The following is a 16139-nucleotide window of genomic DNA, read 5'->3' on the forward strand; positions in this document are numbered from 1 at the left end:
AATAAAAATACGACTCATCCTTATACGGAGTGAGTCGTATTTTTATTTCGTTTGGAGTTGTAAGTTATCGCGTGTTCTACAGCGTCTTTTACAGAGTCTACGATATATTGTGCGTGCTTCTTCACTTCATCATCAGCCTGTGACATGGCAAAGCTATGGGGTGTTAAATTAAACATCGGAATATCATTGTAAGAATCACCGATGCAAGCAACTTCTTCAGGTTTTATTTGGAATTCTTGTAATAAAACGGAGATGGCGGACCCTTTGCTAACATTTGGAGGCATGACATCTAAGCATTGTTCAGCGGAGATAAAGGTACTGACTTTACCGCTAAATTTCTCCTCGATTTTTTTCTGAAGTACTTGTAAATCTTCTTTCATGCCCCCGACAGAAATTTTATTAGGAAAAATTGTATCATCAATTTTTTGTAATAAATTTGGTTCTTCAACAGAAGTCATTGTAACTTGTTTCTCAAGTTCATGAATAAAGGGTGTTTTTTCCTCAATGTAATAATTATATTCGTCACTTACATAACGAAAATAAGGCTCTTCTTTTGTCATTGCTAACAAATCTGGTAAAATGCCAGAATCAAATGTCGCAGACAATAATTGTTTATTCTCATGGGTATATACGAATACACCATTTACGCTAATGCGGTGAAAGTTAGTACCAACCTCTTTCATCAAATCAGCAATTTCATTATCAAGCCTACCGGAGGCAAAACAAAGAATCACATTTTGCTCTGCGAGACTATGAAGTGCAGCAATATCTTCTTGATCAATGAAACCTCCATGTTGCATCATTGTACCATCAATATCGCTTATAAACATTTTAATCATGTTACTTTCTCCTTTCTATGTATATTTGCTCTTACATTATACGTATATAGTGCAATCATGTCTAAAATATGACTTTTTCTAAATTGGTAGATGTTTTGCATTGACGAAAAAGAAGGATGTTCTGTAACATAAAAGCAGGTTATTTAAGTACGAGGGTGGTGTTATATGAATAATTATCTAGAAATTAAAAAAGTTTTAAATAATAATGTCATCATTGCGAGCCATCAGGAGCATGAGGAAGTAGTAGTGATTGGCAAGGGGATTGGATTTGGGAAGAAAGCGAAAGATGTATTAAAAGCGGAGCAAATTGAAAAAATGTTTGTTTTAAAAAATGAACGTGACCGTGAACAATATAAGCTTTTAGTGCCACATGTGAGCGAAAAATTAATTGAACTGATGAACGATATTATGATATATATTCAAGAAAAGGCGCAGTCACCATTAAACGAGCATATTCATATTGCCTTAACAGATCATATTTCTTTTGCAATTAAACGACTGAAACAAGGCTTTACAATAGATAATCCTTTTTTAGTTGAAACAAAAATGCTGTACCCAGAAGAGTACAAAATTGCTGAAGGAGTTGTACAACTTTTAAATTCCCGTTTGCAAATTACATTGCCAGAAGGGGAAATTGGCTTTATTGCACTTCATATTTATAGTTCACTCACAAATTCTGATCTATCTTCTGTTAATCAAAACTCCCGTCTTATTGCAAAGCTTGTTTCATTAATTGAAACAAATCTACATCTTACATTAGATCCAGAAAGTATTCATTATTTACGCCTTATTCGTCATTTGCAATATGCAATTGAACGGGTGAAAAAGGGAGAAAAGGTAGAAGAAGCGCAGGGATTTGCTGATTTATTAAAAGCAGAATATCCAATCTGTTATAACTTGGCTTGGAAGCTAGTTAAGGTAATGCAAAAAGAACTGCAACTTCCTGTATATGAAGCGGAGAGCGTGTATTTAACGATGCACTTGCAACGATTAGTGAAAGCGGAGCATGTGTAAAAAGACATTATATTTTGTCTAAAATGAAAACGTTAAAAAAAATGATTGAATCGCTTACAATAGTTATGTATAATTACTAATACAAAGTTATACAAATTTCGACAAACACGTTAAGGTGAGTAACGAAAACGTTTGCCTTAATTATAGTGAACTTATACGTAAACCTATTTTTGACACGTGTTACTGATTCGATCAGGCATGAGTGGAGAAAAGTTGGGAATGTAAGCTAAAGAAAGGGACATACTACCCTTTGTATAGCTATCGTTCTATCTTTTTTTCCTCATGCCTTTTTGACGTTTGTCGAAAAGTATCAATATAGATAAGAGAGGAAGGGTTTCCATGTTTAAGAAGATCTTTGGTGTTCTTCAAAAAGTCGGAAAAGCGCTTATGCTTCCAGTAGCGATTTTGCCGGCGGCAGGTATTTTACTTGGATTTGGTAATGCATTTCAAAATCCACAATTAACAAATCTTATTCCTGCTTTAAAAGCGGATTGGTTCGTAATGGTTGCAAAAATTATGGAACAATCTGGTGACATTATTTTCGCTAACCTTGCTTTATTATTCGCAGTTGGGGTAGCAATTGGTTTAGCAGGTGGGGACGGGGTAGCTGGTTTAGCAGCGTTCGTCGGCTACTTAATTATGAACAAAACGATGAGTGTGTTCTTAGAAGTAGACAAGCTAGTGAAAGTAACAAGTACTGGGGCTGACCCAGTTAAAATCGGTTTTGCAGATCCTGCGTATGCAAATGTATTAGGGATTCCAACGCTGCAAACAGGAGTATTTGGTGGTATTATCGTCGGGATAGTAGCGGCATATTGTTATAATAAATACTTCGACATTGAATTACCATCATACTTAGGTTTCTTTGCAGGAAAGCGTTTCGTACCGATCGCGACTGCAACATTTTCTTTAGTAGTAGGTATTATCATGTGCTTTGTTTGGCCATACATTCAAGGTGGCTTAAATGCGTTCTCCCATCAAATGATTGATGCAAATAGAACGATCGCAGCATTTATCTTTGGTTTAATTGAACGTTCATTAATTCCATTCGGATTACATCATATTTTCTATTCACCGTTTTGGTTCGAATTCGGTCAGTATACAAATGCGGCTGGCGAATTAATCCGTGGTGACCAAAAAATCTTTATGGCGCAGTTAAAAGACGGCGTAGAATTAACAGCTGGTACATTTACAACTGGTAAGTATCCGTTCATGATGTTCGGTCTTCCAGCAGCAGCTTTAGCAATGTATCATGAAGCCCGTCCAGAAAATAAAAAATTGGCAGCTGGTATTTTAGGATCTGCTGCATTAACATCTTTCCTAACAGGTATTACAGAACCACTTGAATTTTCATTCTTATTCGTAGCACCAGTATTATTCGGAATACATGCTGTATTTGCTGGTTTATCATTTATGACAATGCACATTTTAGGTGTTAAAATTGGGATGACATTCTCTGGTGGTTTAATTGACTTTATGCTATTTGGTGTCTTACCAGGTCGTACAGCATGGTGGTGGGTAATTGTTGTTGGTCTTGTACTTGCAGTAATTTACTACTTCGGATTCCGCTTTGCAATCCGCAAATGGGATTTAAAAACACCTGGTCGCGAAGTAACAACAAATACTGATGGTGCAGGAAAAGCAGAAGCAGGCGAACTGCCACGCGAAGTTTTAGCAGCACTAGGTGGTAAAGAGAATATTGCTTCTTTAGATGCTTGTATTACACGTTTACGTGTTCAAGTTAACGAACAAAAAAATGTAAACAAAGATCGTTTGAAAGAACTTGGGGCAGCGGGAGTGCTTGAAGTAGGAAATAACATTCAAGCTATTTTCGGACCAAAATCTGACACGTTAAAGTCACAAATTCATGATATTATGTCAGGTCGCACGCCTCATATTGAAAAAGAAGAACCTGTAAAAGTAGAAGAAACTGTACAAAAAGCTGATACAAATGAAACAATTGTATCTCCAATTGAAGGAAAGCTTTTACCGATTACAGAAGTACCTGACCAAGTATTTTCAGGGAAAATGATGGGAGATGGATTTGCAATTGAGCCAACAGAAGGAACGGTAGTTTCCCCAGTTGACGGCGAGATTGTTAATGTATTCCCAACTAAACATGCAATTGGTATTCAATCTGAAGGTGGAAAAGAAATTTTAATTCACTTCGGTATTGATACTGTAAAATTAAATGGTGAAGGTTTTGAATCACTTGTAGAACAAGGTGATAAAGTGAAACAAGGACAACCGTTATTAAAAGTAGATATAGCATTTGTAAAAGAAAATGCACCATCTATTATTACACCAATTATTTTTACAAATTTACAGCAAGGACAACAAGTTGAATTGAAAAAAGAGGGGAATGTCAAGAAAGGCGAAGCCAATATTATTGACATTCAGTAAGAAATTGACGCAAAATGTTTATAATTATAATGGGCGATGTGGTTGACCGAACATCGCCCATTATATACAATAGACGGTGTAGTACTCACGTCTATACAACTAAAAAATACTGTATTTAAAGGAGATAGATTATTATGGAAAAAATCTTTAAAGTAACTAGTGACTCAGGAATTCATGCACGTCCAGCAACTCTACTTGTTAACACTGCAAGCAAATTCGGTGCTGACATTAACTTAGAATATAATGGTAAAAACGTTAACTTAAAATCAATCATGGGCGTTATGTCTTTAGGTATTCAACAAGGCGCAGAAATTAAAATCACTGCAAATGGTGATGATGCAGCTCAAGCACTAGCAGCTATCGAAGAAACTATGAAAAACGAAGGATTAGGAGAATAATGACTCTTAATATTCAAGGGATTGCTGCATCAAGTGGGATTGCTATTGCGAAGGCTTTCCGACTTGAAAATCCTGAATTTAACATTGAAAAGAAAACGATTACGAACGAAGCTGCAGAAATTGCACGCTTAGACGCTGCGCTTGAGAAAGCAAAATCAGAATTAGAAGCAATTAAAGACCATGCTTTTGCTGAGCTTGGTGCTGATAAAGCTGCTATCTTTGAAGCACATTTACTAGTACTAAATGATCCAGAACTAGTAAATCCAGTAAAAGATAAAGTAAATAGTGAAAAAATAAATGCTGAATTTGCAATGGACGAAGTTGCAACAATGTTCATTACTATGTTTGAAAACATGGATAACGAATATATGAAAGAGCGTGCAGCGGATATTCGCGACGTAACAAAACGTGTTCTTGCACATTTACTAGGCATTAACTTCTCAAATCCAAGTACAATTTCTGAAGAAGTAATCATCATTGCTGAGGATTTAACACCATCTGATACAGCACAGTTAAACCGCAAATATGCAAAAGGTTTCACAACTGATATCGGTGGACGTACATCTCACTCTGCAATTATGGCTCGTTCTATGGAAATTCCAGCTGTTGTTGGTACAAAAGTTGTTATGGAACAAATCCAAAACGGCGATATCGTAATCATCGATGGTTTAGATGGAGAAGTAATTGTAAACCCATCTGAAGAAACTCTTCGCACTTTCGAAGAAAAGAAAGCAAAATTTGAAGAACAAAAAGCTGAATGGGCAAAATTAAAAGATCAAGCGACTGTCACAAGCGACGGACATCATGTTGAGCTTGTTGCAAACATCGGAACACCAAACGATGTACAAGGTATTATTGACAATGGTGGAGAAGGTGTTGGTTTATATCGCACAGAATTCTTATACATGGGCCGTGACAATCTTCCGACAGAAGAGGAACAGTTCGAAGCGTATAAAGCAGTTCTTGAAGGTGTAAAAGAAGGTCAACCAGTTGTTGTTCGTACACTTGACATTGGTGGAGATAAAGAACTTCCATACTTACATTTACCAAAAGAAATGAATCCATTCTTAGGTTACCGTGCAATTCGCTTATGCCTTGAAGAACAAGACGTGTTCCGTACACAACTTCGCGCATTACTTCGTGCAAGCGTATATGGTAACTTAAAAATTATGTTCCCAATGATTGCAACGCTTGACGAATTCCGTCAAGCAAAAGCAATTCTATTAGAAGAGAAAGAAAGACTTGTTCAAGCTGGTACAACTGTTTCTGATGCTATTGAAGTAGGTATGATGGTAGAAATCCCCGCTTCTGCAGTATTAGCAGATCAGTTTGCAAAAGAAGTTGATTTCTTCTCTATCGGAACAAACGACTTAATCCAATACACAATGGCTGCTGACCGTATGAATGAACGTGTATCTTACCTATACCAACCGTATAATCCATCTATTTTACGTCTTGTAAAAATGGTTATCGATGCTGCTCATAAAGAAGGAAAATGGGCTGGTATGTGTGGTGAGATGGCAGGGGATTCACTTGCAATCCCACTATTACTTGGATTAGGATTAGATGAATTTAGCATGAGTGCAACATCTATTCTTCCTGCAAGAACACTACTAAGTAAGTTGTCAAAAGCAGAGATGGAAGAGTTAGCGCAAAAAGCATTAACAATGTCAACTGCTGAAGAAGTTGTTGAATTAGTTAAAAACATCTAATAACAAAAGAAAACCTGAGCCGATTTGAAATCGGTCTCAGGTTTTTTTTATATACTAAATTTAGATTTGATTTTTGTAATTTTGAGGAAACGAAGCAGAATTATATAGCGATTGCTACAACATCATTTGGGCAAACACGTAAAATCCCTGTAAATCTATTTGCGTTTTGGTTATTTTTATCATCTTTATTATTATCTTTGTCTTTTCCCATAGCTAAAGCAGAGAAAAGAGCAACACCGTTCGAAAACCCTTCAAAAATAACGTTATGAAAAGTTCCGTTGTTTCTAATACTTAAAAGAGAAATTTCTGTTCCGATTGAAATGTTTCTAAGGACATTACATACTGCGTTGTTTTCTTTTTCTTTTTCTTTCTCTCTTTCACGATCACGATCTCGATCGCGATCACAGTGAAAGTGTCTAAAGTCTTCGTGACATCCAAAAGATCCAAACATAATTCTGATCACCCCCTTCACACTTATAATGTATGAAAGTTCCATATGTGGTGATTGGACAGAACGTGGAATTTTTACTGGGGTATTTTCTTATTTTAGATGACTAGGTGGGTATTTGTTACTTAATGGTATTTGGATAAGGGTAAATGACAGGGAAAGATAGATCGCAACTTCTATTAGTGTTTTTTCTTTATTCGAAAATCCAAATTTTATGGGGAGTTATCCCTTATGTATCATCTTTGCATCAATAAGAACCTTTAGGTGAAGGCTAATTATTCATGAATAATTGCATATATAGAAAAGGACACCTTCATTTATAACGAGGTATCCCTTACACTTTTTTACTTTTATATAAAACGATTGCATATACGGGAACAGCTAACAATAATGGCATGATAGATTGTGAGATATGTAGTCCGTCTTCTAGTTGTAGTGCTTTTTCTTTTGGAAATTGTAGCATTGTAATATTTGTGGCATCCCCAATAAAGTATAGAAGCAGTACAGTTACGGCATAGCTTAAAAATGCAATAAAGCTTCCATATGAATTCAATGAAAATCCCTCTCTTGTTATCTATTTGTTACTATTGTATCATAATTGTAACAAAAAAACACCCCTTATATTTCAAGACATAACAAGATTCGACAAAATACTGCAGTTTAAAAGATGATCAGAGAAATGAACTGCTGTTTATATATGGGGAATATTACAAAGAAATGACATAAAAAAACGAAGGGGAGCTCCCTTCGTTTTTTTATGCTATTGTGGGACTGTTTACTTTGCCCATTCCACTACTTGTTCGACATGCATACGTGGTGCAGGATGCCCTTTTAATGTAGATTCACCAATTGTAATTAGCATGATTGGTACATAGCGAGAGGAAACATTAAATTCATCCATTAGTGCTTGTGAATTAAAACCACCGATTGCACAAGTATCCCAGCCAGTTGCCTTTGCTGCAAGCATAAGTTGCATTGCGGCTAAAGATGCATTAGAGAAGGCTGCATCTCGTGGATATTGTTCACGCTTATATGCAGATTCAATATTTTGTGTCAAACGTTCTTTTGCTTCTTCTTTCATAAACCCTTGCTCTACGATTGGACCATAAACAGAATCGATGTTTTTGTGTGCTTCTAGATCACCTAAAATAGCGACTACTGCAGAAGCATCAAGAATTTGTTGTTGATTATAAGCAATTGGGTGTAAACGGCTTTGTACATCTTCACCTTGGAAAACAAGAAATTTCCAATGTTGTAAGTTCCAAGCGGATGGTGCTTGGCCAGCTGCTTTCAAAATTTCTTGTAATTCCTCTTTTGAAATTTCCTTTTCAGGGTTGAATGCACGATTAGATGTTCGTTCATATAAAACAGTAAAGAAATCTTGCTGTGTCATAATATACCTCCAAAGTTTTATGTCGATCTGTAAAAAATTCCATATGTAAAAGTTTTTACTTACATTTTGTAAGTTGTCACTGTAAAAGAATATAATATCTTTATTTTAATTGTCAAGTTGTTGAGAATAGCATAAAAGGAGGGCATTCGTACAAACACTGTCACTCATGTAATCATACAATAAAAAGATGATTCGCAGATCAAGAAGAGATATGTAAAGTGAAGCTCCTGTCAGCGGGAGAGTTCCTCGTTCCTGCTGATGCTTAGCCCTCACTAATCGGGTTCTTTTGATAACAATCCCTTGTAGAAAAGGATAGTGAAGAATTCAGTAGAACAGGATATATGAAGTGAGTGAAGACCAGTGGTGAACATACTACATTTTTTATTAGAGAATACGGTTTTTCAAAATGTATTACAGGATCTCCATGTAAATGTACTTTATATAGAAGAAGGGTGTAATCACCAGTATACGATTGATGAGATACATCCAAAATGTATGTTTTTAGCAAGTAGTTTTGAAGAAGGAGAAAGATTATTAGAAAAAGTTCGACCGCAAATTGTGATCATATATGTGTCAAATGGTGCACAAGTAGAGTATATAAAACACATGTATAATCCAAGGAGTTCTTTTATTGTTATTTGGGATCATCCGGTGACGTCAAAATTTGTAGAGTTGCTTACAATAGGAGTGCGAAATATTGTGATAGCTCCTGTTACATCACAGGTTGTACTGGAAGAGGTAAACAAATGTCTCTATCAAATATCACTATTGCAGCAGGTGACTATTCAACAAGAGCTTCTTCAAATGATGTTTGATTTTCAAAATGATTTATTATTTATTGTAGAAGATGATGAGATCGTTGACTGTAATACGAACTTTTTGAGTTTTTTTGGATATGAAGATTTACTTTCATACCGTGAGAAACATATGGTATTTGCGGAACATTTTATCCAAGATCATGGATATTATGCAACAAAACATGATATAACTTGGCTCGATGATTCTTTAGAACAATCCAGAAAAATAAAAATGTATAATTATGAAGGCGAAGAATTTGTTTTTTTATTACGTGCGGTACCTGTGCCAGAAGATTTGTCTAGGTTTATTGTTAACTGTACAGATATTACGGAACTAGATGAATTATATCAAGAGCAAGAACAGCTTGTTGCAATTGATTCTTTAACAGAAATATACAATCGTTTGAAGTTTCAACAATTATTAGAAGAAAAATGGGATAATGAGAAACGAATGAATCACACAATGGCAATTATTCTTTTTGATATAGACGATTTAAAAAAAGTAAATGACACATATGGACATGATTTTGGTGATTTAGCATTAATTCAGTTAGCTGAACTTATGAAATCTAAAATAGCACCCCAGCATATTTTTGCAAGGTGGGGTGGTGAGAAATTTATTATATTAGTAATAAATACAACGGAAAAAGAGGCTTTTCAAGTTGCTGAATCATTACGATTTTTTATTGAAACAAAACAATTTTCTAGTATTTCAAAATTAACCGCGAGTTTTGGAGTTGCTTTATATGAGCAAGGAATTACAAAAGAAGAATTGATGCAACGAGCGGATATTGCATTATATGAAGCGAAAAAAAATGGAAAAAACCAAGTACGTTTATATAGAAAAGAAAAAATGTAACTTTTTCGCAACAAAGTGTTGCGATTTTTTTCTGTTGTCTGATAATAGAAAGAGGGGGACCATTTATAATAAAATAACTGCGGAGGTTTGTTAATGACAAAAAGATTAATTATTATGGTCTTGAGTTTCTGTATAGTATGCGGGAGTGTGTATTACTTTTTTTCTATACCAAAGAAGGAAGAGATAGCAACTCCTAAGGTAACGCCTTCTGTTGATTCTGCGTTACATGATAAATCGGAAGAAAAAGAGGGACGGCCAATTGATTATGCCAGTGTGGCACAAAAGTTAGATCAATATTTAAAAGATAAAAATTTCAATGGAACAGTTCTTGTCACGGATAAAGATCATGTTGTGTTGAATAAAGGATATGGGTACGCAGATGTTCAAAATAAAATTGAAAATACGCCACAAACAAAATATCGTATCGGTTCAATTACTAAGACTGTTGTGGCAACATCGATTTTACAGCTGCAAGAGCAGGGGAAGTTAAATATTCAGGATAATGTAAATAAATATATCCCTTCATTCCCGGCAGATAAAAATATTACATTATATCATCTTCTGACACATACTTCTGGTTTACCAGGGAAGGGAAAGGGGAAAGTGAATGCTGCATCCCATTTGAATTTAGTTACTTGGATTGGAAAGCAACAAGTAGCTTTTCCGCCAGGAACTGGTTGGGAATACACTGATTATAATTATATGGTGTTGGCTTACATTATAGAAAATATATCTAAAAAGCCTTTAGGAGAATACATAAAGGAGAATATTTTTGCACGAGCAGAAATGTATGAATCAGGCATGGGGAATATGGTGCCAGGAGATCAACATTTTACTAAAGGATATAAAAAGAAAGATAATGTACTTGTACCTGCACCAAAATTGGCAATGGATTGGTTATACGGCTGTGGTGAGATGTATACTACAGTTGGAGATATGAAGAAGTTGGATGAAGCAATTATAAATGGAAAACTTCTTTCACAACAAAGTATCCAAGCAATGTTTACACCTTCACCAGCACGAAAATATGCATTTAGTTTTTATATTTATCCTGATTATTTTCATAATCATGGTGTACTTTCTGGCTGGAATACATTTAATAATTTCAATAAGGATAAGAGAACATTTGTTATTTTATTCTCAAATGTACAAAATGGCGTGGATGATGATTTTAATAAGGAATTTCGAAAGATGGTCAGCGACTTAATAGAGCAAAGGGGATGAGTAGATGAAACAAGTAATTTCATCAATTGGTTTTATTGGCATAGGTGTTATGGGGAAAAGTATGGTGCATCATTTATTAAAAAGTGGTTATACAGTATATGTGTACAACCGTACGAAAGAAAAAGCAACTTCTTTATTAAAAGAAGGAGCAAATTGGTGTGATTCACCAAAAGAATTGGTAAAGAATGTAGATGTTGTTATGACGATGGTAGGATATCCGCATGATGTAGAGGAAGTCTATTTTGGAACAGAAGGAATTCTCGAACATGCAAATGAAGGAACAATTGCAATTGATTTTACAACATCTACACCTACGCTAGCGAAACGTATATATGAAGCTGGAAAAATAAAGAATGTATATACGCTAGATGCGCCGGTATCGGGAGGAGATATTGGAGCAAAAGAAGGTAGACTTGCCATTATGATTGGTGGAGATCAAGAAGTATATGAAGTTTGTTTACCTTTATTTGAGAAACTAGGGAAAAACATTCAACTACAGGGCCCGGCAGGAAGTGGGCAGCATACAAAAATGTGTAATCAAATTGCAATCGCTTCTAATATGATAGGAGTTTGTGAAGCGGTAGCATATGCAAAGAAAGCAGGTTTAGATCCAGATAAAGTATTACAAAGTATTTCAACTGGAGCAGCCGGTAGTTGGTCATTAAGTAATTTAGCTCCACGTATGTTAAAAGAGGATTTTGCACCAGGATTTTATGTGAAACATTTTATGAAGGATATGAAAATTGCATTAGATGAGGCTGAAAAATTAGAATTACCTGTACCGGGTTTAACTCTTGCGAAAGATTTATATGAACAACTAGTAGAATCGGGAGAGGAAGACAGTGGAACACAAGTATTATATAAAAAATATATAGGGGGAGGAATATGATGAATTTAGAAAAATTTGATGGAATGGTTGATGCTGTGCAACGTACAATTTGTATGCCGATTAATGATAAGCAACAAGCGGCATTTAAACAAAAGTATGATTTTGAGCCAACATTTGAATATGGGCGTGATGAAAATGGTCATTATGTTATTCGAACAGCAAAAAAGATGCTAGAAGAAATGGAATTTTATTTAGCTTTAAAGTATGACCGTGAAGGTATCGATTTATATATGCATGCTGAAATTGATGGGGTATGTTATGTATCTGTTAGCTACGGAGAAGATGCTCTTCATTTACAAGAACTGTTCCATTTTTTGGAATTAAATAAATAAAAAATAAAAAAGTCCTCACTTGAGGACTTTTTTATTTTTAACATATTTTTCGGGAAAATTGGAAGCTAATTTTGACAAAGGCAGGTTATATTAAAGTAGATGTATGGTGGGGATATAATAATGGAATTATAAGCTAGAAGCACGGCGAGAGCGTTCGATTGGAAATGGAATGATCTGAGCCATATGATTGCGACTAAATTGCTTTGTACGAGCGTGACGTAATATATATAATGCAAAGAGAATAGCGACAGGAATAGCACCGTACAAACCAAAAAGTAAAGCGCTTACAGAGGATGCTACAAAACCGAAGATACCAATCTCTAATTCCTCCATAATTGCTCCGAGAATAGCAGGAATAGCCCCACAAGTAACCCCAAGTATAAGTGCTATAATTAAATTCATGTTCTTCCCCCTCTTTTTGCAGTTTTTTCACTTCATTTTCTATTATTTGTATTATATCACAATTTAAACAGAATTTTCAGAAAAAATTCAAAAAATGTTCAAAAAATGTTCAAATTTTATTGAGAAACATACTTGATAAAGTGAAAAATAAAAAAACGAGGTAGACATCAGTCATCTTTAATGATGAATTTACATCCATCAGGAGATATTACAAAGCAAGAGAAAATAAAAAAGCAGGCTTATTTCATATTTGTGAAATAAGCCTGTTCCATAGGAGGATGTATATATGTAGAGTGAATAAAAGGATGGAAAAGGGGATCCAGTACCTTTTATTCAACTAACTACCTTAGTAAATAGGAACCCAGCCTTCCGTTGTAACAAAAATACGAATGGCTACAACTTGGCGATCATCTTGTAAAGTAAAATAGTGTCTTGTATTTTCAGGTACAGAGATTAAATCACCAGGCTCAAGCTCAACATCGAAGAAACGATCATCTTTACCCTGGATGGCAAAAATACCATGCCCACTGACAATAAAGCGTACCTCATCGTCAGTATGATGATGCTCTTGTTTAAAGTTAATTAATAACTCATCAAGGCTAGGCGTTGCATTTGATAGGCAAATAACATCTTGTGCTTTATAGCCTCGACGTTCTGAAACATCAGCAATTTCATTGGAGAATACTGTTAAAACCTCTTTTTTGTTTTCATCAGTTAAGGAGTAATTTTCTTCTAAATGAGCAGGAAGTTTTGAAATATCCCATTTCTCATATAAAACGCCTTCTCCTTGTAAAAATTGCTGCACTTCCACTTCATTTTCAATACGGGTATTTATTTCATGAATACGAATTTGCGCCATGGGAAACGCCTCCTTGAATTGATAATAGTTTTATATGAAATTGGAATAAAAACTCATATGCTTCTAGTCTTTTCTTTGCGTCAAAGCTATCTTTTCCCCAAACTGTAATACCATGGTTGCGAATTAGTATGGCTCCAGCGTCACCATGAATATGTTTTCGGAAATCTTCTCCCAACGTTGGAATATGGGCATGATTTTCAATAATCGGAATTTTGATAGAGGCCCCTTCTTCCCATATATTAAGAGCTTTAATGATTTCTTGATTAGAAAATGAAACTTCTTTGTTGTATACGTTTGTAATTACATTGTTATCAATTGTATGGACATGTAAGACACATCCAGCTTCTGTATGATTGTAAATATGAGTATGCAGCAATGTTTCTGCTGAAGGACGTAAATCGGTTTCTAAAACAGCCTTTCCAGTATGATCAACTAATAGAAAATCATCAGGTGTAGTTTTCGTTTTATCTCTTCCACTTGCTGTAATAAGAAAGGTAGTTGGAGCATTGTTTACTTTTATTGAAATGTTTCCGCTTGTAGCAGGAAACCAGTTACGATCCGTTAATTCTTTCTTTAGTTTACTCAATTCTTCCCATTGGCGAAAAAGTTGTTTCATTTTATCACCTCCAACAATTGCTTAATTTCTGCCTGTATGTCATAAAACGTTTCAAATGCCGTATAGGAAATTTGATATTCTCGGCATTTTGTAATGAGAAAATCACGAGCGAATACTTTATCAGCAAGTTTCGCAGCTTGTAAATCTGTAATTGAATCTCCAATTACAATATTAAAATCACCGTTTGAACTTAATTGATGAATCAGTGTCGATTTACACAGACCGCATTTGTTTTTACAATCTTCATCACACGGATGGGGCCAGTTTACCTGAATTGTTTCCCCCGAAAAATCAGTCGTATTACAATAAATATGATCTGGGTTGATTAATCCTTTGAGGAGAGGGTAGACGAAAAAATCCATTCCTCCGGATATAATATGAAGTGAAATCTGATTTATTTGGACAAACTGTGCAAACTCTGAGAATCCAGCTCGAATCACCGCTGTTTCTTTTATAAAAGTAGTGATGTCATTTTGTAAGCTTGTAGGTAAAAGGGAAAACATCTCTCCAACACCTTCTTGAATAGAAAGTTCTTGTGATAGAATTTTTTGTTTAATCGTTTCAGCTTCTGGTGGAGCGAATTTCTCCATAATAGCAACGATATTATCATTGTTCGTAATCGTACCATCGAAGTCACAAAAAATTTGAAGACTCATAGTGTCACCTTGTGAGATGGATTTCCCCATAATTGCAGTGCAACATGTAAATCAGTGTTACCTGCTTCATGCAATGGTGTTCCTTGCAAAGTAGCATCAATCGCTGCTCGAAATGCTTTTCCACCGCCTTGTGCCCCAGCTGGATGACCATGAATACCACCACCTGCATTAATGACAACATCCTTGCCAAAATCACTAAGGATAAATGGAACAAAACCAGGGTGAATACCGGCCGATGGAACAGGGAAGCTTCGTTTTAAAGACGGATCTTTTTCAATTAGTTCATTTGTAATAAGAAGAGCTTCTTTTTTTTCTAATGCAACACTGCCGTATGGTGATGGAAATAAAGAGAAATCTGCACCAGTATAACGAAGCAGCTTTCCGAGTAGTAATGGATAAGAAAATCCATATAATTCCGATGAAACGTATGCGCCGCTTACAGCAGGATGTGCCATAATTGGAATAGGTATATCATCGTCCTCAGCAAGTGATTGCAGTACATCTAATCCATATGAGAATACATTGAATAGAAGAATATCTGCACCGGCTGAGGCAGCGCGTTTTGCATTTTCTTTAAGATCATAGGTACGACCCGTTAAATTTACTGCATATAAAGTCTTATGACCGTATGTTTCGTATACGGACTGTAATACTTCTTTTCCAGCAGAAATTCGTTTTGTGAGCGGTGTTAATAAGTTTTCAAATAAGATTTCATCATCTTTTACAATATCTACACCACCAATTGCTTGATCGCGCAGTTGGGTTTTTAAATATCCTATATTGCGACCGATCATTCCCTTGAAAATACTCATCAGAAGTGGACGATCGTGAATATGTAAGAGATTTCGTATTCCCTCAATGCCAAATTTAGGACCAGGGAAATGTTCTTTTAAGTCATCTGAAATTGTTAAATCAATTAGTTTAACTTCGCCATCTAGCGATAATTTTCCAAATGCTGTTGTTAAAATAGCCGGTAAATCCGGGCTGAAATTTACTGATGGATAATGAATTTTAATGAGTCCACGTATTACTTTTTTTCCAAGATACGTATTTACACGCTCTTGCTCTTCCAACTCTTCGACATGAATGACGTTGCCTTTATGTTGTTTTAATTGTTCTTGTAATAAGTGTGGCAGATGAGTCCATGAACCAATTGTCAAACCGAGAGCGATTTGCTCTGCTTTTTGGTTTAAATGAAGAGAATCATCATGGATTAAATAGGTTGCTGTTATTCCGCTCATTTTCATAACCTCCTAGTTAAATAAAAAAACCTCTCAGCTAAGGAGAGGTTTTTTTAC

17 protein-coding genes are annotated in these 16139 nt (G+C 35.3%); 8 read left to right on the top strand and 9 right to left on the bottom strand.

The features are described from left to right. Positions 1-20 precede the first annotated feature (20 nt). Positions 21-839 (bottom strand): Cof-type HAD-IIB family hydrolase, encoded by an 819-nt coding sequence (locus M014_RS0101445; RefSeq protein ID WP_026590111.1) that lies wholly within the window; start codon positions 837-839, stop codon positions 21-23. A gap of 165 nt (positions 840-1004) precedes the next feature. Here M014_RS0101445 and glcT point away from each other — a divergent pair, with 165 nt between their 5' ends. From glcT to ptsP, 4 genes are all read left to right on the top strand, one after another. Further along, on the top strand, positions 1005-1853 hold the full coding sequence (gene glcT / locus M014_RS0101450) for a glucose PTS transporter transcription antiterminator GlcT (RefSeq protein ID WP_026590112.1): 849 nt from the start codon (positions 1005-1007) through the stop codon (positions 1851-1853). Positions 1854-2192: 339 nt separating this feature from the next. Further along, positions 2193-4256: a PTS glucose transporter subunit IIABC gene (gene ptsG, locus M014_RS0101455; protein ID WP_026590113.1), complete on the top strand. Its 2064-nt coding sequence runs from the start codon at positions 2193-2195 to the stop codon at positions 4254-4256. 134 nt (positions 4257-4390) lie between these two features. Then, positions 4391-4654, top strand: a complete 264-nt coding sequence (gene ptsH / locus M014_RS0101460; RefSeq protein ID WP_000411078.1) for a phosphocarrier protein HPr — start codon at positions 4391-4393, stop codon at positions 4652-4654. After that, positions 4654-6366, top strand: a complete 1713-nt coding sequence (gene ptsP / locus M014_RS0101465) for a phosphoenolpyruvate--protein phosphotransferase (protein WP_026590114.1) — start codon at positions 4654-4656, stop codon at positions 6364-6366. Before ptsH ends, ptsP begins: the two co-directional genes overlap by 1 nt. A gap of 100 nt (positions 6367-6466) precedes the next feature. Here the strand turns inward: ptsP and M014_RS0101470 are convergent, their stop codons facing one another. From M014_RS0101470 to M014_RS0101480, 3 genes are all read right to left on the bottom strand, one after another. Then, positions 6467-6817 (bottom strand): DUF3915 family protein, encoded by a 351-nt coding sequence (locus M014_RS0101470; RefSeq protein ID WP_026590115.1) that lies wholly within the window; start codon positions 6815-6817, stop codon positions 6467-6469. A gap of 331 nt (positions 6818-7148) precedes the next feature. Continuing rightward, on the bottom strand, positions 7149-7367 hold the full coding sequence (locus tag M014_RS0101475; RefSeq protein WP_026590116.1) for a hypothetical protein: 219 nt from the start codon (positions 7365-7367) through the stop codon (positions 7149-7151). A 222-nt stretch (positions 7368-7589) separates the two neighbouring features. Next, a complete protein-coding gene (locus tag M014_RS0101480) occupies positions 7590-8207 on the bottom strand; it encodes a nitroreductase family protein (RefSeq protein ID WP_026590117.1) in 618 nt (205 codons plus the stop codon). Positions 8208-8570: 363 nt separating this feature from the next. Between M014_RS0101480 and M014_RS0101485 the strand changes: the two genes are divergently transcribed. The 4 genes from M014_RS0101485 to M014_RS0101500 all read left to right on the top strand — a co-directional run bounded on the left by M014_RS0101485 (position 8571) and on the right by M014_RS0101500 (position 12308). Further along, positions 8571-9863: a sensor domain-containing diguanylate cyclase gene (locus M014_RS0101485; protein ID WP_026590118.1), complete on the top strand. Its 1293-nt coding sequence runs from the start codon at positions 8571-8573 to the stop codon at positions 9861-9863. A 93-nt stretch (positions 9864-9956) separates the two neighbouring features. Then, entirely contained in the window at positions 9957-11087 is a 1131-nt protein-coding gene (locus M014_RS0101490; protein ID WP_026590119.1) for a serine hydrolase domain-containing protein, read from the top strand. Positions 11088-11091: 4 nt separating this feature from the next. Then, on the top strand, positions 11092-11976 hold the full coding sequence (locus M014_RS0101495; protein ID WP_026590120.1) for an NAD(P)-dependent oxidoreductase: 885 nt from the start codon (positions 11092-11094) through the stop codon (positions 11974-11976). Then, positions 11976-12308 (top strand): DUF3909 family protein, encoded by a 333-nt coding sequence (locus tag M014_RS0101500; RefSeq protein ID WP_026590121.1) that lies wholly within the window; start codon positions 11976-11978, stop codon positions 12306-12308. Before M014_RS0101495 ends, M014_RS0101500 begins: the two co-directional genes overlap by 1 nt. Positions 12309-12434: 126 nt before the next feature. Here the strand turns inward: M014_RS0101500 and M014_RS0101505 are convergent, their stop codons facing one another. The 5 genes from M014_RS0101505 to mtnW all read right to left on the bottom strand — a co-directional run bounded on the left by M014_RS0101505 (position 12435) and on the right by mtnW (position 16082). Continuing rightward, complete coding sequence (locus M014_RS0101505; protein ID WP_026590122.1) at positions 12435-12710, bottom strand: hypothetical protein; 276 nt, start codon at positions 12708-12710, stop codon at positions 12435-12437. 346 nt (positions 12711-13056) lie between these two features. Further along, positions 13057-13569: a cupin domain-containing protein gene (locus M014_RS0101510; protein WP_026590123.1), complete on the bottom strand. Its 513-nt coding sequence runs from the start codon at positions 13567-13569 to the stop codon at positions 13057-13059. Further along, the gene (locus M014_RS0101515; RefSeq protein WP_026590124.1) at positions 13547-14185 is read right to left on the bottom strand and encodes a methylthioribulose 1-phosphate dehydratase; all 639 of its coding nucleotides are present in this window, start codon (positions 14183-14185) and stop codon (positions 13547-13549) included. The genes M014_RS0101510 and M014_RS0101515 overlap by 23 nt, the downstream gene beginning before the upstream one ends. Next, complete coding sequence (locus M014_RS0101520) at positions 14182-14841, bottom strand: 2-hydroxy-3-keto-5-methylthiopentenyl-1-phosphate phosphatase (RefSeq protein WP_026590125.1); 660 nt, start codon at positions 14839-14841, stop codon at positions 14182-14184. Before M014_RS0101520 ends, M014_RS0101515 begins: the two co-directional genes overlap by 4 nt. Continuing rightward, complete coding sequence (gene mtnW / locus M014_RS0101525; RefSeq protein WP_026590126.1) at positions 14838-16082, bottom strand: 2,3-diketo-5-methylthiopentyl-1-phosphate enolase; 1245 nt, start codon at positions 16080-16082, stop codon at positions 14838-14840. The genes M014_RS0101520 and mtnW overlap by 4 nt, the downstream gene beginning before the upstream one ends. Positions 16083-16139: the final 57 nt, after the last annotated feature.

The sequence above is a fragment of the Bacillus sp. UNC437CL72CviS29 genome (assembly GCF_000482345.1).
Lineage (GTDB): Bacteria > Bacillota > Bacilli > Bacillales > Bacillaceae_G > Bacillus_A > Bacillus_A arachidis.